16 protein-coding genes and 2 pseudogenes are annotated in these 17,400 nt (G+C 67.0%); 6 read left to right on the top strand and 12 right to left on the bottom strand.

Going from position 1 to position 17,400, the window contains the following annotated elements; all coding sequences use genetic code 11:
* Positions 1 to 168: 168 nt before the first annotated feature.
* The 4 genes from hpt to dacB all read right to left on the bottom strand — a co-directional run bounded on the left by hpt (position 169) and on the right by dacB (position 4,633).
* On the bottom strand, positions 169 to 720 hold the full coding sequence (gene hpt, locus AC57BR_RS13960) for a hypoxanthine phosphoribosyltransferase (protein ID WP_003799723.1): 552 nt from the start codon (positions 718 to 720) through the stop codon (positions 169 to 171).
* Between the two features lie 29 nt (positions 721 to 749).
* Entirely contained in the window at positions 750 to 1,799 is a 1,050-nt protein-coding gene (gene tilS / locus AC57BR_RS13955) for a tRNA lysidine(34) synthetase TilS (RefSeq protein ID WP_496361530.1), read from the bottom strand.
* 114 nt (positions 1,800 to 1,913) lie between these two features.
* A complete protein-coding gene (locus AC57BR_RS13950) occupies positions 1,914 to 3,032 on the bottom strand; it encodes a zinc-dependent metalloprotease (RefSeq protein ID WP_496361528.1) in 1,119 nt (372 codons plus the stop codon).
* A gap of 92 nt (positions 3,033 to 3,124) precedes the next feature.
* Positions 3,125 to 4,633, bottom strand: a complete 1,509-nt coding sequence (gene dacB, locus AC57BR_RS13945) for a D-alanyl-D-alanine carboxypeptidase/D-alanyl-D-alanine endopeptidase (RefSeq protein WP_496361526.1) — start codon at positions 4,631 to 4,633, stop codon at positions 3,125 to 3,127.
* A 152-nt stretch (positions 4,634 to 4,785) separates the two neighbouring features.
* Here dacB and AC57BR_RS13940 point away from each other — a divergent pair, with 152 nt between their 5' ends.
* A complete protein-coding gene (locus tag AC57BR_RS13940) occupies positions 4,786 to 5,274 on the top strand; it encodes an inorganic diphosphatase (RefSeq protein ID WP_003799714.1) in 489 nt (162 codons plus the stop codon).
* Positions 5,275 to 5,495: 221 nt separating this feature from the next.
* Positions 5,496 to 6,095 (top strand): hypothetical protein, encoded by a 600-nt coding sequence (locus tag AC57BR_RS13935; protein WP_496361523.1) that lies wholly within the window; start codon positions 5,496 to 5,498, stop codon positions 6,093 to 6,095.
* 52 nt (positions 6,096 to 6,147) lie between these two features.
* Here the strand turns inward: AC57BR_RS13935 and AC57BR_RS13930 are convergent, their stop codons facing one another.
* Both AC57BR_RS13930 and serS read right to left on the bottom strand, forming a co-directional pair.
* Positions 6,148 to 6,993: an HAD family hydrolase gene (locus tag AC57BR_RS13930; RefSeq protein ID WP_496361521.1), complete on the bottom strand. Its 846-nt coding sequence runs from the start codon at positions 6,991 to 6,993 to the stop codon at positions 6,148 to 6,150.
* Between the two features lie 125 nt (positions 6,994 to 7,118).
* Entirely contained in the window at positions 7,119 to 8,399 is a 1,281-nt protein-coding gene (serS, locus tag AC57BR_RS13925; RefSeq protein ID WP_496361519.1) for a serine--tRNA ligase, read from the bottom strand.
* A 55-nt stretch (positions 8,400 to 8,454) separates the two neighbouring features.
* Here serS and AC57BR_RS13920 point away from each other — a divergent pair.
* Positions 8,455 to 9,501, top strand: a pseudogene (locus AC57BR_RS13920) (diacylglycerol/lipid kinase family protein); the annotation flags it as partial.
* Positions 9,488 to 9,547, top strand: a pseudogene (locus AC57BR_RS13915) (hypothetical protein); the annotation flags it as partial. The pseudogenes AC57BR_RS13920 and AC57BR_RS13915, both read left to right, overlap by 14 nt.
* Positions 9,548 to 9,560: 13 nt before the next feature.
* On the opposite strand, the gene AC57BR_RS13910 reads toward AC57BR_RS13915, so the two are convergent.
* From AC57BR_RS13910 to AC57BR_RS13900, 3 genes are all read right to left on the bottom strand, one after another.
* Positions 9,561 to 9,785, bottom strand: coding sequence for a hypothetical protein (locus AC57BR_RS13910; RefSeq protein ID WP_307099066.1), 225 nt, complete (start codon positions 9,783 to 9,785; stop codon positions 9,561 to 9,563).
* A 92-nt stretch (positions 9,786 to 9,877) separates the two neighbouring features.
* Positions 9,878 to 10,858, bottom strand: a complete 981-nt coding sequence (pheA, locus tag AC57BR_RS13905; RefSeq protein ID WP_496361517.1) for a prephenate dehydratase — start codon at positions 10,856 to 10,858, stop codon at positions 9,878 to 9,880.
* Between the two features lie 34 nt (positions 10,859 to 10,892).
* A complete protein-coding gene (locus AC57BR_RS13900) occupies positions 10,893 to 11,219 on the bottom strand; it encodes a rhodanese-like domain-containing protein (protein ID WP_496361515.1) in 327 nt (108 codons plus the stop codon).
* A gap of 140 nt (positions 11,220 to 11,359) precedes the next feature.
* Between AC57BR_RS13900 and AC57BR_RS13895 the strand changes: the two genes are divergently transcribed.
* The gene (locus tag AC57BR_RS13895) at positions 11,360 to 12,790 is read left to right on the top strand and encodes an amidase (RefSeq protein WP_496361850.1); all 1,431 of its coding nucleotides are present in this window, start codon (positions 11,360 to 11,362) and stop codon (positions 12,788 to 12,790) included.
* Between the two features lie 17 nt (positions 12,791 to 12,807).
* Here AC57BR_RS13895 and AC57BR_RS13890 read toward each other — a convergent pair whose 3' ends face one another.
* Together AC57BR_RS13890 and AC57BR_RS13885 are read right to left on the bottom strand one after the other, a co-directional pair.
* A complete protein-coding gene (locus AC57BR_RS13890) occupies positions 12,808 to 13,356 on the bottom strand; it encodes a DUF4190 domain-containing protein (RefSeq protein WP_496361513.1) in 549 nt (182 codons plus the stop codon).
* Between the two features lie 71 nt (positions 13,357 to 13,427).
* Positions 13,428 to 14,231 carry an NERD domain-containing protein gene (locus tag AC57BR_RS13885; RefSeq protein WP_496361511.1) on the bottom strand — a complete coding sequence of 268 codons (804 nt, stop codon included), beginning with the start codon at positions 14,229 to 14,231 and terminating at the stop codon, positions 13,428 to 13,430.
* A gap of 403 nt (positions 14,232 to 14,634) precedes the next feature.
* On the opposite strand from AC57BR_RS13885, the gene pgm reads away from it, so the two are divergent.
* Complete coding sequence (gene pgm / locus AC57BR_RS13880) at positions 14,635 to 16,296, top strand: phosphoglucomutase (alpha-D-glucose-1,6-bisphosphate-dependent) (RefSeq protein ID WP_496361509.1); 1,662 nt, start codon at positions 14,635 to 14,637, stop codon at positions 16,294 to 16,296.
* A 243-nt stretch (positions 16,297 to 16,539) separates the two neighbouring features.
* On the opposite strand, the gene AC57BR_RS13875 is transcribed toward pgm, so the two are convergent.
* On the bottom strand, positions 16,540 to 17,145 hold the full coding sequence (locus AC57BR_RS13875) for a malonic semialdehyde reductase (protein ID WP_496361507.1): 606 nt from the start codon (positions 17,143 to 17,145) through the stop codon (positions 16,540 to 16,542).
* Positions 17,146 to 17,400: the final 255 nt, after the last annotated feature.

Genomic DNA, 17,400 nt, shown 5'->3' with positions numbered 1-17,400 from the left:
GCGTGTGGTGCTGCGTCGTTTCTAGCTATACACCGTCAGGACTAATTCACGCACGGTGTAATACAAAAGTTCCCTCAGGGCGTAGTGGCTGGTGGGAGCACGAACGCGCCGCCGTCGAGCCGTGTTTCCAGGGCTCGACGGCGGCGCGGTCAGCTAAAGCGGCGCAGTTTACTCGTAGACGTGCGGGGCCAGGGTGCCCACGAAGTCCAGGTTGCGGTACTTCTCGGCGTAGTCCAGGCCGTAGCCCACCACGAACTCGTTCGGGATGTCATAGCCGACGTACTTGACGTCGATCTCGACCTTGGCGGCGGTCGGCTTGCGGAAGGCGGTGCAGATTTCCACCGACGCTGTGCCGCGGGATTCGAGGTTGGTCTTCAGCCAGGACAGGGTGAGGCCGGAGTCGATGATGTCCTCGACGATGAGCACGTCCTTGCCCATCAGGTCCGTATCGAGGTCCTTCAGGATTCGCACCACGCCCGAGGACTGCGTGCCGGAGCCATAGGAGGAGACGGCCATCCAGTCCATGGAAATGTGGCTGTGCAGCGCACGTGCCAGGTCAGCCATGACCATGACCGCACCCTTGAGCACGCCCACGATGAGGATTTCACGGCCTTCGTAGTCCTTGTCGATCTGCGCCGCGAGCTCGGTGATGCGTTGCTGGATCTGTTCCTTGGTGTAGAGAACGTGCTTGAGGTCTGCCTGGACGTCGGATGAATCCACCAATTGCTCCTGTGTAGATGCGGGTGCGACTATTTGCGGGACGGTTTATGAAGCCGGAATACAAGCTTCCCACAGCGGGCGGCCTCGCGGGGAACGCCTTCCGTCCCGCCCAGCCCCTGGGCACGTTCCCGGTCCTGCAGCTCGGCAAGCGAGAGGCGGTACACGCTGACCCCGCCGGGCAGTTCCACCGGACCGGCCGAGCCCTTCCGCCGCAGCAGTGCTTCCGCCGCCAAAAGGCGCTGGTAGCTGGGCTGTTGACCGCCGACGCCGGCAGCCGCCTTCGCGATCACCCGGAACCTGATGGCCGGGGCAAGTTCAGTGAGGGCAGCCTCCGGGAGGCTGGTGTCCGGTCCGTCGCGCTCAGCGAGCGACTCGTACGTGCTGTTGGCCACGTCCTCCAGATAATCGGCATCCAACTGCAGGATGGCGGCGGTGCGCGCGAGGGACTCGGCAACCCCCGGACCGAGTTTTTCCTCCAGCACCGGCATGACCTCCGACCTGGTCCGCGAACGTGCGAAGGCAGGATCGGCGTTGCTGGGGTCGTGCCAGGGATCGAGCTCCTCTGCGCGGCAGATCTCCAGGGTGTCCGCCCGGCGCAGGCCAAGGAACGGCCGGAGCAGCTTCCCCCGGGCAGGGCGCATCCCGGCCAGCGACCGTGTGCCCGAGCCGCGGGCCAGGCCCAGCAGCACCTGCTCCGCCTGGTCATCGAGTGTGTGCCCCAGGAGGATGGCGCCGGCTTCCCACTCCCCTGCCGCCGCCTCGAGTGCGGCATGGCGTGCGTCCCGGGCTGCGGCTTCCGGCCCGAAACCGGTGGAGGCGACATCGACAGTGCGGACCTGCACCGGGTCCAGGCCCAGGCCCAGGAGGGTCTCAGCCGTTCTCGCCGCAACATCAGCGGAACCGGGCTGCAGTTGATGGTCCACAACCACCGCACCCACGGCAACGGGCCGGCCGTCCACGTGGCCGCGGCGCGCAAAGTAGGCGGCCACAGCAGCCAGGGCCAGGGAATCGGGGCCGCCGCTGCAGGCCACCAGGACGCGTTCGGGATAGCCGGCTTCAGCCAGCGTGTCCTGCAGCATTTTCCGTGCCGTGCCGAGGACCGGCGCCAGCCGGCCAGGCCGCCGCCTTCCGCTGGGGACAGGACTGCCGGGGACAGGACCGCCTGCAGTGTTGGGGAGGTGCTGCACGGGAACCTAGAAGCCCATCCTGTCGAGCCAGATCCTGGCGTTGTGGATTTCCTCCTCGGTGGGCAGGTTCGCCGGAGCCTCCCAGACGCGGTTGAAGCCGTCCATCCCGGCCACGTCCACCACGGCGCGGACGAACTTGGCGCCGTCGCTGTACTGCTTCATTTTGGCGTCCAGGCCAAGAAGGCTGCGGATGAACTTCTCGATGACACCCCTGTCCTTGCCGCGGGCATTGAACCGCTGCCGGATGGTCTTCACGGAAGGAACGATGCTGGCGTCGACGGCATCCATCACCACGTTGGCGTGGCCTTCGAGCAGGCTCATGACGGCAGTGAGGTGGGACAGCGAAGCCTTCTCCTCGGGATCCTGCAGCAGATCGAGGATGGCGCCGCGGCCCGGAGTGGAACCGGCGGCGGCGCGGTCCTTGAGCGAGCGTGCGGCCGCCGAGGCGCGTTCCATCAGGGAGTCCACGTTGCCCAGCAGGTGCCCGCTGAGGTTGTCGATCTCGTTCAGCATGTGGTGCCGGAGCCACGGTGCCGCAGCGAACTGCACCCGGTGCGTCTGCTCGTGCAGGCACACCCAGAGCCGGAAATCCGTGGGGGTGACATTCAGCTCGCGCTCGACAGAGATGATGTTGGGCGCGACGAGCAGCAGCCGGCCGCCCGACGGCGCCTGCGATCCTTCGGCAAGCGCGGCGAAGGGATCATACTGGCCCAGGACCTTGCTGGAGAGGAATGCGAGCACGGCGCCGAGCTGGCTGCCGGTGATGGCCCCGCTGACGGCGGCGGCTCCGGGGCTGATGGTGCCGCGGCGGCTCTCCAGCATCTTTTCGATGGCGGGTTTGAGCATCACCGCGAAGCTCTGCGTGTTGGCCTTCGCCCAGGAGGCGCGGTCCACAACGAGGACGGATGAGTCACGGAGATCCCGTGCAGCTTCCAGCCCGGTGATCTGGTGGACGTGCGGAACGGAGGCATCTGCCAGTTCCCGCAGCTGGGAGACGGCGTCCCCGATCTCGGCGGCAGTCAGCGACGGGCCGGGCGGAGCCAGCCGTGCTGCGGCGGACGCGGCAAGGTCCCAGTTGATGAGGGCCTGGGCAGGGGCGGATGACTGGCTTGCAGTGGACTCCATACGCTCCATCAGAACATACGTGCCTTGCACCGCGCCTTAAGTTCGCTGACCGGCGAACCGGCAGTGGGCCGCACGGAAAGCTTGAAACACGCCTACCTGCAGCCGCAGCCGGCCAGCGCCGCGGCCGCCGTATCCAGTGCCGGCTTGTTGCCCTCGGCTCCCGGCGTGAGGCCGTTGCCGATGAAGGAGAACACCAGGAGCCTGCCGTCGGCGTCCACCACATACCCGCTCAGCGCAATGACCGTATTCAGGGTTCCCGTTTTGGCCCGCACCAGGCCAGCCCCCTCCGCTGTGGACTCGTCGATGTACCTGTCGCCGAGCGTGCCCGTCAGCCCCGCCACGGGGAACCCCGCCAGCGCCGCCCTGAGCCGGGTGTCCTTGCCGTTGGTGATGGCGCGAACCACCTCCGAGAACTGGCGGGCGGAAACCTGGTTGGCCAGGGCCAGTCCCGAAACATCCGCGGCGATCATCCCGTCCGTGGGGATTCCCAGTCCGGAGAGCTGCTCAAGAACGGCGGCCTTGGCCGACACGTTCGTCCCCGGCTGGCCGCCCGCCACAGCTGTCATGCGGCCAAGGGTTTCGGCGAGGTAGTTGTCAGAGGTCTGGAGCATGAGGTCCACCTGCTGGCTGACCGTCGCGGACTGCACCTCGGCGAGGACTTTGGCGTCCGCCGCCGGTTTTCCGTCAAGACGTACGACGGCGGGTGCCACCGTGAGGCCGGCGGCGGCACCTGCCGCTTTGAGGCCGGCAGCGAATGCCTCACCCGAGGCGATGGCGGAGTCCTGGGGCCGGGGAGCCGTGGTGTCTGCGGGATCAAACCGCGCCGAGTTCAGCGCCAGCGGAAACAGCGGGGCCGTCTCGCCGGCCGCCACGTCATCCGGGCTCCAGGCCGGGTTCAGCGCCGGACCGGTGAAGAGGGAATCATCCACAAGCACCTGGACCTGCCCCTTGAAGCCGCCTTTCCGCAGTGACTCCACAGTCTGTTTGGCCAGCGTGGCGAGCCCTGCATGGCCAAGGACCTTGGATTCGGCGGAATCGCCGGCGCCGAGCAGGACGTCACCGCCGCCCACCAGAACGACGGACCGGGTTGCAGCCGCCGGCGCTGCTCCCGGCGTTTCGGCCGCCGGCCCGGCGAGGACCCTGGTGCTGAACCGTTCCTCTGGGCCGATGCCCCGCAGCGCGGCAACGGCGGTGAGGAGCTTCATGTTGGAGGCCGGAATCCTGCTGGTGGCACCTTCGCGGTCATAGAGGACCTTGCCGGTGGCGGCGTCCTGGACCACGGCGGTGAAGGAGCCGCCGCCGTCGGTTTTGAGGACGGGGTCCAGCCGGGCGGCAACATCGGCGGGAACCGGCACCGGTGCGGCGTTGCTGAGCGGATCGATGCCCTGCGGCACGGACAGGCGTTCCGGGACCAACTGCCAGGCCGGGGTCTGGGCTGGTTCGGCCGTGGACCGGGCCGGGCCGGTCAGCGCGGGGGCAATGAGCATCCCGGCGGGAAGGGCCAGCGCCAGGAGGAGCACTGTGAGCAGGAATGTGGGCCAGCTCCGGACCACTGTGGAAAGCATGCCGCGGCCGCTCGCCGTGCTCCTGGTGCCGCTCATGCTGCTGGTCCTCAAGTCCTGAAATTACCCCATTAGTTCCTGAAACCTGGGCGTCTCGCTATATCCTCAATAGTAGTCGGCGGCACCGACAGTCCATTTTTGGCTGATCGCGTGTGCCGCGAACACACCAAGCAATCGTCGAGGAGCATTCCATGAAGCATGACGTGACCATCGAGATCCCCAAGGGATCGCGCGTCAAGTACGAAGTCGACCATGAGACCGGCCGAGTCCGCCTGGACCGTGTCCTCTTCACTTCCATGCAGTACCCCACCCACTACGGCTTCTTCGAGAACACCCTCGGCGAAGACGGTGACCCGCTGGACGCACTGGTGCTCCTGCAGGACTTCGATCTGCACCCGGGCGTCATCGTCGAAGCCCGCCCGATCGGCGTCTTCAACATGACCGACGACGGCGGCGGGGACGCCAAGGTCCTGTGTGTTCCGGCCGACCCGCGGTTCGACCACATCCAGGAAGTCAGCGACGTCAACGAATTCCTGATCAAGGAAATCGAGCACTTCTTCACCCGTTATAAGGACCTGGAGCCCGGCAAGTGGGTCAAGGCCGAAGGCTGGGCCGACCGCGCCGCCGCCGAAGCCGAACTTGAGGCTTCGATCAAGCGTTACGTGCCGGCAGCGCACTAGTTCCCACCGCCTCCGACTGCGGCCGGTGCGGTTCCTCGTGGACCGCACCGGCCGCCGTCGTTCTTTAAAGCGCGAACTGGCAGCTGATGACCTCAAATCCGGGTTTTGAGGTCATCAGCTGCCAGTTCGGGGTTGACCGTATTACCCCGGGGTGAGATCCGTAACGTGCCGTCGGCTCCCAGCTTGCCTCGGCGTATGCACCGGGTAGTCTGATTTCCACCATGTTCACGCTGACTATCAATCAAACAGACAGCCGGCGCGACGGCGACCGGGTCCCGCATCTCCTCAAGGACCTACGGCATATCCCGGCGCGACTGGACTTTGACCGCTCCGTTGAGGACGAGGTGCAGGGAATCGTGGATTGCCCGCACCAGGCGGTGGATGCCGCCCTGATCGCGCTCCGCTGCGGAAGCTGGTATGTGGGGATCGGCGTGGGCCCTGTGAATGAGCCGCTGCCGAACCAGATCAAGGACGCCAGCGGGCACGGCCTCATCTACGCCCGCCGGGCCGTGGACCGCCTCCGGAACAGCAAAGAGCGCATCCCGGTGGCCGTGGAGGGTCCGCTCCCGGACGTGGCGGCGGAGTCAGAGTCGGTGCTCCGTCTGCTGGGCCACATAGTCCGGGACAGGAGCGAGGCCGAGTGGCGCGTTCTTGACCTGATGACCCCCGGGGTGCGCGGCCAGCAGAAGGCCGTGGCCGCCGAACTCGGCATTACCTCCCAGGCAGTCAGCAAGGCGGTGGCGAGGTCGCAGTGGAACGAGGAGCACGCGGCCCGGCCGGCGGCGGCCAGGCTGCTCGCGCTGATCCTCGACGTCCGCTAGCCCCCGTTACCGGAAGAGCCCTTACCGGGCCCGCCCGCTAGAGGAATCCCCTTTAGAGGAGGCCGCGCAGCACGTGGGCGGCGCCGTCGTCGTAAACCGACTTGGTAACTTCGTCCGCGGCGGCGACCACTTCCTCCGGAGCCTGCCCCATGGCCACCCCGCGGCCCGCCCAGCCGAGCATCTCGATGTCGTTGCGGCCGTCGCCGATGGCAACTGTGGCGGCGGGATCAACGCCGAGGCGGCTGCGGAGGTTCTCCAGTGCACTGGCCTTGGTGACGCCGGCCGCGGCGATGTCCAGCCACGCGGTCCAGCCGACCGAATAGGTCACACCGGCAAGGCCAATGTGCTCGATGGCTTCGTTGAACTCCTCCGGCGTGTTCTCCGCGCTGAAGACCACTACGCGGACCGCCGTGGCATCGAGCATGGTCTGGAAGTCCACGCCGATGGCCTCGACGCCGAAGCTCGCGTCCTGGAAGCGCTCGGTGGAGAGGAAGTTACCGTCCTCGTCCTCCAGTGCGTATTTTGCTGCCGGCAGACGCTTGCGGAGGGCGCGCAGCGCCGGACCCGGATCGAAGGTGGCCTTGTGAATGATGTCGTAGCCGTTGGGCAGTCCGGGGTCCAGGCGCAGGGTCACGCCGCCGTTGCAGCATACGGCGTAACCGCGGTCCAGGCCGATCTGTTCGATGATGGGGAGCGTGGCGTTGAGCGAACGCCCGGTGGCGATCATTACCTCGTGCCCGGCCGCCACCACAGCCTGTGCGGCCTCGCGGACCGGAGCGGACATGTGGCCGTCGTGATCCACTAGGGTGCCGTCAACGTCCAGGGCGATCATGAGTTTCTGGTGTGCTTCTTGCCGGTCTTCGATGCCGGCGGCTGAGGATTCAGTCAGTGTAGTCATGCTTCCTAGTAGAGCAGACGCCCCTGACACCGCCTAGGACGCAGAGCACAGCAGCGCGTGAACAGAGGGTAAATATTCACAGGTTGTCCCCGGTGTGAGTGTTTACCCCCTGTGCGGAATCGGGCTTAGAGAACCGGGAGAACCTGGAGGCCGCCGAGGTACTTCTGCAGGGCGGCGGGCACGTTGACCGAGCCGTCAGCGTTCTGATGGTGCTCCAGCAGGGCCACGATCCAGCGCGTGGTTGCCAGTGTGCCGTTGAGCGTGGCCACAGCGCGGGTGCCCTTGGGGCTGCCGTCCTCGGTGAACACGCGCTCACGGATGTTGAGCCGGCGCGCCTGGAAGGTGGTGCAGTTGGACGTGGAGGTCAGCTCGCGGTAAGCGCCCTGCGTCGGGACCCACGCCTCGCAGTCGAACTTGCGGGCCGCGGACATGCCGAGGTCGCCGGCGGCGGTGTCGATCACGCGGTACGGGAGCTCGCACTTGGCCAGCATCTGCTCTTCCCAAGCCAGCAGGCGCTCATGCTCGGCGGCAGCCTCTTCCACCGTGGTGTAGATGAACATCTCCACCTTGTTGAACTGGTGGACGCGGATGATCCCGCGGGTGTCCTTGCCATGCGAGCCGGCCTCGCGGCGGTAGCAGGAGCTTTGGCCGGCGAAACGGATCGGGCCTGCGGAGAGGTCCAGGATCTCGTCTGCGTGGTACCCGGCGAGGGGCACCTCCGAGGTGCCCACAAGGTAAAGGTCGTCCTCCGCGAGACGGTAGATCTCGGCGTCGTGCTTTACATCGAATCCGGTGCCCTGCATGGTCTCCGGCCGCACCAGGGTGGGGGTGATCATGGGGACGAAGCCGGCCTCGATGGCCTGCTCCATGGCCATCTGCAGCAAGGCCATTTCCAGCCGGGCGCCCACGCCGCGGAGGAAGTAGAAGCGCGCCCCGGAGACTTTGGCGCCGCGCTCCATGTCGATCGCGCCGATCAGCTCGCCGATCTCGAGGTGGTCGCGGGGCTCGAAATCAGGGAATTCGCGCGGTGTGCCCACGGTCTTGACCACAACGTAGTCGTCCTCGCCGCCTGCCGGCACGCCGTCCTCGATGAGGTTGGGAATGGTGCGCAGAAGTTCTTCCTGCTTGGCCTGGGCGGCGTCGGCCTCGGCGGAGGCCGCCTTCACCGCACCCGCCAGTTCGCGGACCTCGGCGAGCAGCGCCTGCTTTTCCTCGCCCTTGGCCTGCGCCACCTTCTTGCCGAACATGTTCTGTTCGGCGCGGAGGTTCTCGAAGCTGATCAGTGCCGCGCGGCGTGCGGCGTCGGCGTCGATGATCGCGTCCACCAGGGTTTCGTCCGCACCGCGGGCGCGCTGGCTTGCGCGGAACTTGTCCGGATTTTCGCTGAGGTCTTTTACGTCGATCACCAGACAAGGGTATCGAATCTGCGGGAGACCCCGGGCGGGATAGTGTTGGAGCACCATGAGCGACCTGCTTCTTTACGTCCTGATCGCTGTAGCCCTGGTCTTCGCCGTCTCCAGCTGGTGGGGCGTGCGCAGGCTGAAGGCCCTGCATATCCGCAGCGCCGTGCGCGAAGAAGCCCACGAACACGGCCTGGAACGCCAACGCGTGGCCGTTATCCTCAACCCCGTCAAGGCCAAAGCCGAAGAGGCCCGTGCCACCATCCAGCGCGCCTGCCTGGCCGCCGGCTGGGAGGAGCCCCGGTTCTTCGAAACGACACCGGAGGACCCGGGCCACTCGCAGGTCCGGGCGGCACTGGAGTACGGAGCCGACGTCGTCCTTGTGGGCGGCGGCGACGGTACGGTGCGCGTTGCGGCTGAGGCTCTGGCGCACACCGGGGTGGCGATGGGCCTGGTCCCCCTGGGCACAGGAAACCTGCTGGCCCGCAACGTGGACCTGGACGTCTACGACCTGCACGGCAGCATCCAGACCGCTCTCTTCGGCCACCAACGGTTCATCGACACGGCCCGGATGGAAATCGAGAACTCGCTCACCGGCCACTCCTCGAGCCACTCGTTCCTCGTCATCGCCGGCATCGGCATGGACGCCGAGGTGGTGGGCGACACGAACGACGGCCTCAAGCGCGCCGTCGGCTGGCTCGCCTACACGGAGGCGGGGGTCCGGCACCTGCCCGGGCGCAGGAAAAAAGTCGCCATCTCGCTGGATGACCAGCCGGACCAGGCCAGGAAGATCCGCAGCATCCTGTTTGCCAATTGCGGCCTGGTTCCGGGCGGCATCGACTTCATCCCGCAGGCCATGATCGACGACGGGATGCTGGATGTGGTGGTCATGAGCCCCCGCAGCGCCGTCGGCTGGCTGGCGATGTACGCCAAGATCCTGTTCAAGCACAAGCGGCATCTGCCCGTCATGAGCGTCTACCGCTCCGGCAAGGTGGTCATCAAGTGCCCCGAACCCATGCCCACCCAGCTCGACGGCGATACTTCCGGGGACGCCACTAAGGTGACTGTGCAGGTGGAGCCGAGATCGCTGCTGGTGCGGGTCAGGGAAGAAACCGTGCGCCTGGGAACGCGTGCCTAGGCCAACGGTGTCCTAGGCAGGGCTCCGCCCTAGGCTGACTGTGCGGAGCCGGCGTGCTTGGCCGACTCGGCAGCCTCGGCAGCGGCCTTGGCGGCCGCCCGGGCTTCGGACTGTTCGCGGATCATGGCCTGTTCCTCTTCGAAGCGCAGGCGGTCCGCACGGTCGGCCTCGTCCCCGTCCCAGTCCTGGTTCTCGGCTGTGGGCTTGGGATTGACGATCATTCCCTGACCGTCATTGTCATTCTTGTCCGACATGACCCGCTCCTTTCGTTGGGGCCATCCCTTTGTTGATCATGCAAGCATACGCACAGCAACAAGGGCAGGGAAGTGCCCCGAGGGGCATTTGTCTACGCTGACGGCGAAGGTTCCACCGGTGCCTCCGAGCCCAGGGAGTCGCCGGCGAGTATCCCGTTGACCCACGCATGCGCCGCCTGGAATGCGTCGTCGGACGTGTGCTCCAGTACCACTGGAGCCTGCGCATCGGCACGGCCGTAAGAACCAAGGAACCGCGTGGCCGGGCTGATCCGGTGCAGGCCGGCGAGGGCGTCGGCCACCCGCGCATCGCCTATGTGGCCGTCGGCGTCGATGCTGAAGAAGTAGTGCCCCAGGTACTGACCGGTGGGCCGGGACTCGATGCGGCTCAGATTCACGCCGCGGGTGGCGAACTGGTCCAGGATTTCCATCAGGGCGCCAGGCCGGTCCTCGGGAAGGGGCACCACGACTGTAGTCTTATCCGCCCCGGTCCGGGCCGGCAGGACACCCGGACGGCTGACCAGGATGAACCGGGTCACCGCGCCGGGATTGTCACCGATGTTCTCGGCCAGTACGTGCAGTTCCGGCTGCTCCGCGGCGACTATCGGCGCGCAGATGGCGGCGTCGTAGTGCGCGTCATCCTCCAGCAGGCCCATCGCGGCAGCAGCCGTGGACGAACCGGGAACGTATTCTGCGCCGGGAATATGCTCGTCCACCCACATGCGGCACTGCGCCCAGGCGTGCCCGTGCGTGGAGATCCGGCGGATCCGGGAAAGCTCGACGCCGGCCCGCGCCACCAGCACGAAGCTGATGGGCACGAGGGCCTCACGGATGATCCTCAGTTCCTGTCCCGTCGCAATGGAATCCAGGGTGGCCGTGACGCCGCCCTCCACCGAGTTTTCGATGGGCACCATCGCTGCGTCGGCCGACCCGTCCCGCACCCGCTCCAGCGCCGCATTGACGTTGGAGGAGGGGATGCGAACCGATTCGGCAGCATCCGGAACCTGCAGGAGCGCCGCCTCCGTGAACGTCCCCTCGGGGCCGAGGAAGGTGTAGGTGCGGCGGGCAGAAGGCATGGATATTCCTTTGCGGGTATGGGAAGGGCAGAACTTACAGGACCACGGGCTTGAGGCCGTTGTCGGACACCAGCGGTTTGCCTGACTCCAGCCACTGGTCCATGCCTCCGGCCACATTCACCGCGGTATAGCCCTGGCCCACCAGCCACTGCGCTGCCCGGAAGGAACGCCCGCCGGTCCGGCAGATGACGTACAGGTCCTCGTCCGGGTCGAGGTCGTCCAGGCGCCCAGGCAACTGGTCCATGGGGATGTGCAGGGCACCTTCAGCGTGACCTGCCGCCCACTCGTAGTCCTCCCGCACGTCCAGGATGGTGGCGTCCGCGGGGACGTCCTTCACGGTGACGGTATCGAAGTCGCTCATGGGAGTCCTCTCCTTGGCCTCAAGCTCTCAGCTCCAGCGTATCGCCAGCGCAGCACCCCGCACCCTTCGGCCGGCACAGGTTACGCTGGTCCGAAGCCCGCGAGCCGCCGCAAAGGAGCACAGTGTCCGCCCCACACCGCCTGGCCGACATCCATCATCTGCCGGCCGTGCAGCTGAGGGCGGCGCTGCGTTCCGGAGAGGTCTCCGCCCGCGAAGTCACCGCCCATTTCCTGGCGCGGATCGAGGAATCGAACCCGAGGCTGGGCGCCTTCATCACCGTCACCGGGCCGAGGGCGATGGCCGAGGCCGCCGCCGCAGACGTCCTGTTCGCCCGGCGTCGTCCGGACCAGCCGCTGCCGCCGCTGCACGGGATGCCGGTAGCGTTCAAGGACCTCACCGATGTTGGCGGCGTGGTCACCACCCACGGCAGCGCAGCACTGGACCGGCGTCCCGCGCCGGCCGACGGCGCCCTCGCAGCAGCTGTCAGGGGCGCCGGTGCCATCTCCCTCGGCAAGACACAGGTACCTGAATTCGGGCTGACGGCCTATAGCGAAAACCGGATCGCACCGCCGTCGCGCAATCCGTACGCCCTGAGCAGGAGCTCGGGCGGTTCCTCCGGCGGCAGCGCCGCTGCCGTGGCGGCGGGGCTGGTGCCGTTCGCGCCCGGGACCGACGGCGGCGGATCGATCCGGATTCCGGCGGCGGCATGCGGCCTGCTGGGGCTGAAGCCAGGCCGTGGCGTGGTCCCGGCAGGTGAAAGCAGCGGGGATCCCGCCGGCCTGGTGGTGGCCGGCCCGCTGGCACGCTCCGCGGCCGATGCTGCGCTGCTGCTGGACATCATGGCTTCCAACGGCCCGGGACAACCGGACGGAGCGGGCTACCTGGACGCCGTTGGCCGCGCGCCCGATCCGCTGCGGATCGGGGTCAGTCTGGACAGCCCGTGGGGCGGGATCTTCCCGTTCACCCCGGATCAGGAGGCACTGGACGCGCTGGACACCGGCATCCGGCTGCTCACCGGGGCCGGGCACCACGTCGCCGAGGCGGAAATCCGGTACGACAACCGTTACCCCGACGCGTTCACCACCGCCTGGACGGCAGGCGTGGGCGCGGCCCGGATCGCGCCGCACCGCGAGGCCCTGCTGACGCCGCTGACGCGCACGTTCCGGCGGCGAGCGCAGCAGCGGAGCGCCGCAAAACTCAATGAATGCCTGGCGTTCCTGCGGCAATTTGAGCGCGACACGCTGGCACAGTATTCGGCCTGGGACCTGGTCCTGACGCCGGCACTGGCCCAGACTCCGCGTCCGGTGGGCTGGTTCACCGGCTCGGGCCACGGGGATAGCAGGTGGCCGTCCCCGGAATGGGCAGGCGACGCCGACGGCGACTACCGAAGGCAGTGCGAGTTCGCACCCTGGTCGTCCATGGTCAATGTGTGCGGCCTGCCAGCCGTCAGCATTCCCGTGCACTGGACCGGCGGCAGCCCCGGAGCGGGGCTGCCGATGGGCATCCAGCTGATTGGACGGCCCGGCTCAGAGGCGCTGCTCCTGCAGGTGGCAGCCCAGCTGGGCTTCTAGGTTGGGGGGCTGGCCGGTCAGATGGTGCTCGACGAGCTGGCGACGCTCGCCAGGATGGTGAGTCCCACGATCGCGAGAACGGTCAGGACCAGGCCGAGGTAACCCATGACCAGGCCGGCGATGGCGAAGCCGCGGCCAGACGGTTCACGACGCAGCGCCAGATGGCCCAGGATCACGGCGGCCAGTTGCGGGAGGATGAAGAATCCGAAGCCCAGGTAGACGGCAATGCCGCAGCAGAGGCTGGCAATGCTCAGGCCCTTCGGCTGGGGCACTGCGCCGTAATACGACGGCTGGCCGTACGGGCTGGCATACGCCTGGCTGTATTGCTGGCCGTACTGGTAGCCGTACTGCTGGCCATAGGGGCTGGCCGGCTGGCTGTACTGCTGGCCGGCGTCGCCGTACTGCCCGCCATACTGTTGGCCATACTGTTGGCCGGGCGGCGTGTTGTATTGCGGCGGATCGTACAGTGGCGGAGCCGGGATGTCCGGGCCCTGTGTACCGTACGACGAATGGTGGTGGGTGTCCGGTGTCGGCTCGTCGCCGGATCCGGGACGCTGCTCTGTCATGGAAAATCCCCTCGTATGGTCCTGAACAGAACATTACCGCCGCCACGACGGCAATGGCTCGGGTAGCCGGCTCACTTGGGGAGCAGCTCCCACAACAGCCACAGGGGCGGCGCCAGCAACGCCGCGGACACGAGGCCCGCAACGAACGAGCTCCCCACGACGCGCAGCACAGTGCCCGGACGCCGGTCCCGGCCGTATAAGTAATGCGACGGAACGGGACGACTGTGGACGGTGCGCCGGGCGGCTGCCCGAGCCGCGCCCGGGCGGCCCGTGGCTCGGCCCTCGGAGTAGGGGCGGTATGCAGGGTTGCGGACGGTGCCTGCCTCCGGCACCTGCGGACGGGTGAGGAGTTGTCCAAGCTGTGCGTAGAGCTGCAGGACCGAGGGGGCATCCAGCACGTCCGGCAGGTCGGTCACGGCGGCCGCGATGCGGTCTATCCCCCGCACATCGATGCCCGATCCGGTGGTGCTCTGCAATTCGGGTTGGGCGGTCAGGCAGATCAGCGAGCGGACCAGCCTCCGCCACGGAGCCGGCAGGACCGCAGCCACCGCGGCGGCCTGCGCCAGCGCCGTCTCCACCGCCGGGAACCGGTCATGACCGTTCTGCCGAAGGGCGCCGTCAACGACGTCGACGTGGCCTGACCAGTTCTTGGCATTGACCACCACCACACCGCCGGGTCCCACCAGGACATGCTCCAGCCGGGCCAGCGGGCGGCCGGGCCAATGGACGTCGTGCAGGAGGAACCAGCCGCAAGGCCCCAGCTGGGCAAGCCTTTCGGCCACGAGGTGGCTGCTTTGCTCCACGCTGACGGTGCCGGCAGCAATCCGTTCAGAGGCGAGCCTCGTCCGTTCGTGTGCTGCATCTCCAGCCCCCATTGTTCACCTCTGCATTGCTCGCTCGTCTTCCAAATGACCGGCCCAATTCAACCGAACCAAATCGCCCGGCGGTAAATGACCCGGCCCGAAAAGCTGGCCAAATTGCCGGCCGAAGCAGGCCGAATTTCCCGCCCGCGGATGGGCCGGCTGAAATTCAGCCACCGGCTTCCGGGACGTTTCCGCTGGTCCGGACGCCCGGCGTCGTACATCACACCGGTTTGTCCTGCCGTTTGAACGTAACAGCCGCTTCAGGAGCGGGTATATAAGTACTTTTCCGGCACTACTCAGTTTTTTATCCCGGATAAATGCAAGTAGTCCGGAAAATTGATGACATTCCGCGTCACAGGGGCCGGATTCCGGACACTCCGTGTTGCCCTTCGCCGTCGTCTGGCATGCTGGTTCCATGGCTAGCCGAGCGGGCACAGTTGCCCAACCCCAAGACCTTGTCGACCTGACCGCACTGCTCGACGCGTACTACGACGTCAAGCCTGATTTGGGGGATCCCGGCCAGCGCGTGGCCTTCGGAACCTCCGGGCACCGCGGATCAAGCCTGAAAGCGTCCTTCAATGAAGGGCACATCGTGGCGATCACGCAGGCGATCGTGGAATACCGCGCCGGACAGGGCATCACCGGCCCGCTGTTCCTGGCCAAGGACACCCACGGACTCAGCGAGCCCGCTCAGAACTCCGCCCTTGAGGTGCTGGCCGCAAACGGCGTGAACGTCCTCATCGACGCGCGCCACGGCTACACCCCCACCCCGGCACTGAGCCACGCCATCCTCACGTACAACCGCAACGCCCCCGCCGGAGCCCCGCAGGCTGACGGCATTGTCGTTACCCCCAGCCACAACCCCCCGGCCGACGGCGGCTTCAAATACAACCCGCCGCACGGCGGCCCGGCCGACACCGACGCGACGGGCTGGATCGCCAACCGCGCCAACGAACTGCTGGAAAACGGGCTCCGCGGCGTGAAGCGGATTCCGCTGGCCCAGGCCCTCGAGGCCGAAACCACCGGAAAGTTCGATTTCCTGAGCAGCTACGTGGACGATCTGCCCTCTGTCCTGAACCTGGACGCCATCCGGGACGCCGGTGTCCGGATCGGCGCCGACCCCATGGGCGGCGCGTCCGTGGACTACTGGGGCGAAATTGGCGAACGCCACCAGCTGAACCTCACGGTGGTCAACCCCACGGTGGACCCGCAGTGGGCCTTCATGACCCTGGACTGGGATGAGAAGATCCGGATGGACTGCTCCTCCCCGTCAGCCATGGCCTCGCTCATCAACCGGATGGCTGTTGGTGCGGACGGGTCCGCCGCCTACGACGTCGCCACCGGGAACGACGCCGACGCCGACCGGCACGGCATCGTTACCCCTGACGGCGGCCTAATGAACCCCAACCACTACCTCGCGGTGGCCATCGACTACCTGTACCGCAACCGCAGCGGCTGGAACCCGAACTCCGTGGTGGGCAAAACCCTGGTGTCCTCCTCAATCATCGACCGCGTGGCGGGCGGCCTGGGCCGCAAGCTCGTGGAAGTGCCCGTGGGCTTCAAGTGGTTTGTCCCCGGCCTGCTCTCCGGCGAAGGTGCGTTCGGCGGCGAGGAATCGGCGGGCGCCTCGTTCAACAAGCGCGACGGCAGCGTCTGGACCACGGACAAGGACGGTATCCTGCTGGCGCTGCTGGCCTCGGAGATCACCGCTGTCACCGGCAAGTCGCCGTCCCAGCTCTACAAGGGCCTCACGGACCAGTTCGGCGCGCCTGTCTACGCACGGATTGACGCCGCCGCCACCCGGGACCAGAAGGCAGCGCTCGGCAAACTGTCCCCCGAAGACGTCACTGCCACTGAGCTGGCCGGCGAGACGATCACCGCGAAGCTGACCAAGGCACCGGGCAACGGCGCCTCCATCGGCGGCCTGAAGGTGGTCACCGAGAACGCATGGTTCGCGGCCCGCCCCTCCGGGACCGAGGACGTCTACAAGATCTATGCGGAGTCCTTCAAGGGCGCCGACCACCTCAAGCAGGTCCAGGCCGAAGCCAAGGCGCTGGTGGACGGGGTCATTTCGTAGCGATCTAGTACAGGAAAGCGCCGGATGGCTGTGGCCATCCGGCGCTTTCCTGCTGCTCTCGCAGGAGCATGTTGCGGCAGGCCGGACCGGCCCAAGAAGCCCAAACAGGACTAACATGGGAAGTGGCCCGGATGCATGCCTTGCAGTTCTGAACTGCAAAAATACTGTCCCGAATGCCTCCGGAATGTCCCCCATATTGCCGGAGGCATTCCGTGTCCGGGTCCATTCAGTGGCGCAGGACGCTTAGACCGTGCGAACGACGTCTTCGTACGCGAACTTGGGCTTCGCTTCACCCCAGGCCTCGGGGCCGGGCTGGCCGATGTTCACCACCAGGAAGCTCTTCTGGTCGCCTGCCGGGAAGAACTCCGCGTCGATGGCAGCGAAGTCCGCACCGGTCATCGGGCCGGCGGCGAAGCCGAGCGAGCGGACAGCCAGGATGAAGTAGCCGGCCTGCAGGTGGGCGCTGTTGTTGCCCGTGGAGGTGGCCAGGTCCGGGGAGGCGTCGTACATGGCCTTGGGGGCGTTGTAGCCGGGGAGGAAGTTGTCCCACTGCTCCTGCCAGGCGGTGTCGTAGCTGAGGATCGCCACAAGCGGTGCGGAGGCCGTCTTGGCCCGGTTGCCCGAGGACAGGGTGGCCAAGAGCTTGCCGCGGGCCTCCTCCGAGCGCACATAGGTGACGCGCAGCGGCTGGGAGTTGAACGCCGTGGGGCCGAACTTGGTCAGTTCGTAGATGGCGCGGGCCTGCTGCTCGCTGACGTCACCGGTGAACGCATTGGCGGTGCGGGCTTCGGCAAAGATGGCATCCACGGCAGCGGAATCGATTACTGCTTCTTCATGGGCGATTGTCATTCGCGCCCCTTTCTCTAGGCCGACATCCCGCGGGCGGCGTCGGGCAGTCCTGGTGCCTGCATTGGGTGCAGTTGCTTTCGTTGGGTTCAACCGGATTCAGCGGCGGGCTCTTCCCGGAACCGCCAAATAGGCAGCGTGACGTTTCACACACCCAGGTGCCCCTCGCTTGCTGGACACACTGCCGGCCGGAAGCCCTCTCGTGCCCGCGTCCGGCGGGGTATTCTTGCTCCTGAAGATCCAGCCCGGCGAGCGGGC

The organism is Arthrobacter sp. BGA-UO-ETr-C19 (genome assembly GCF_059568005.1).
Note: the sequence above shows the minus strand (reverse complement) of the source record. Positions and strands in the feature narration are given on the sequence as shown.

Excerpts from the sequence above, each read along its gene's own strand:
- AC57BR_RS13940 (WP_003799714.1), top strand. The coding sequence starts at position 4,786 with ATGAAGCATGACGTGACCATCGAGATCCCCAAGGGATCGCGCGTCAAG.
- AC57BR_RS13930 (WP_496361521.1), bottom strand. The coding sequence starts at position 6,993 with ATGACTACACTGACTGAATCCTCAGCCGCCGGCATCGAAGACCGGCAA.
- AC57BR_RS13890 (WP_496361513.1), bottom strand. The coding sequence starts at position 13,356 with ATGACAGAGCAGCGTCCCGGATCCGGCGACGAGCCGACACCGGACACC.
- pheA (WP_496361517.1), bottom strand. The coding sequence starts at position 10,858 with ATGCCTTCTGCCCGCCGCACCTACACCTTCCTCGGCCCCGAGGGGACG.
- AC57BR_RS13900 (WP_496361515.1), bottom strand. The coding sequence starts at position 11,219 with ATGAGCGACTTCGATACCGTCACCGTGAAGGACGTCCCCGCGGACGCC.
- AC57BR_RS13935 (WP_496361523.1), top strand. The coding sequence starts at position 5,496 with ATGTTCACGCTGACTATCAATCAAACAGACAGCCGGCGCGACGGCGAC.
- dacB (WP_496361526.1), bottom strand. The coding sequence starts at position 4,633 with ATGAGCGGCACCAGGAGCACGGCGAGCGGCCGCGGCATGCTTTCCACA.
- AC57BR_RS13875 (WP_496361507.1), bottom strand. The coding sequence starts at position 17,145 with ATGACAATCGCCCATGAAGAAGCAGTAATCGATTCCGCTGCCGTGGAT.
- tilS (WP_496361530.1), bottom strand. The coding sequence starts at position 1,799 with ATGCTGCAGGACACGCTGGCTGAAGCCGGCTATCCCGAACGCGTCCTG.
- pgm (WP_496361509.1), top strand. The coding sequence starts at position 14,635 with ATGGCTAGCCGAGCGGGCACAGTTGCCCAACCCCAAGACCTTGTCGAC.
- AC57BR_RS13910 (WP_307099066.1), bottom strand. The coding sequence starts at position 9,785 with ATGTCGGACAAGAATGACAATGACGGTCAGGGAATGATCGTCAATCCC.
- AC57BR_RS13950 (WP_496361528.1), bottom strand. The coding sequence starts at position 3,032 with ATGGAGTCCACTGCAAGCCAGTCATCCGCCCCTGCCCAGGCCCTCATC.
- AC57BR_RS13885 (WP_496361511.1), bottom strand. The coding sequence starts at position 14,231 with ATGGGGGCTGGAGATGCAGCACACGAACGGACGAGGCTCGCCTCTGAA.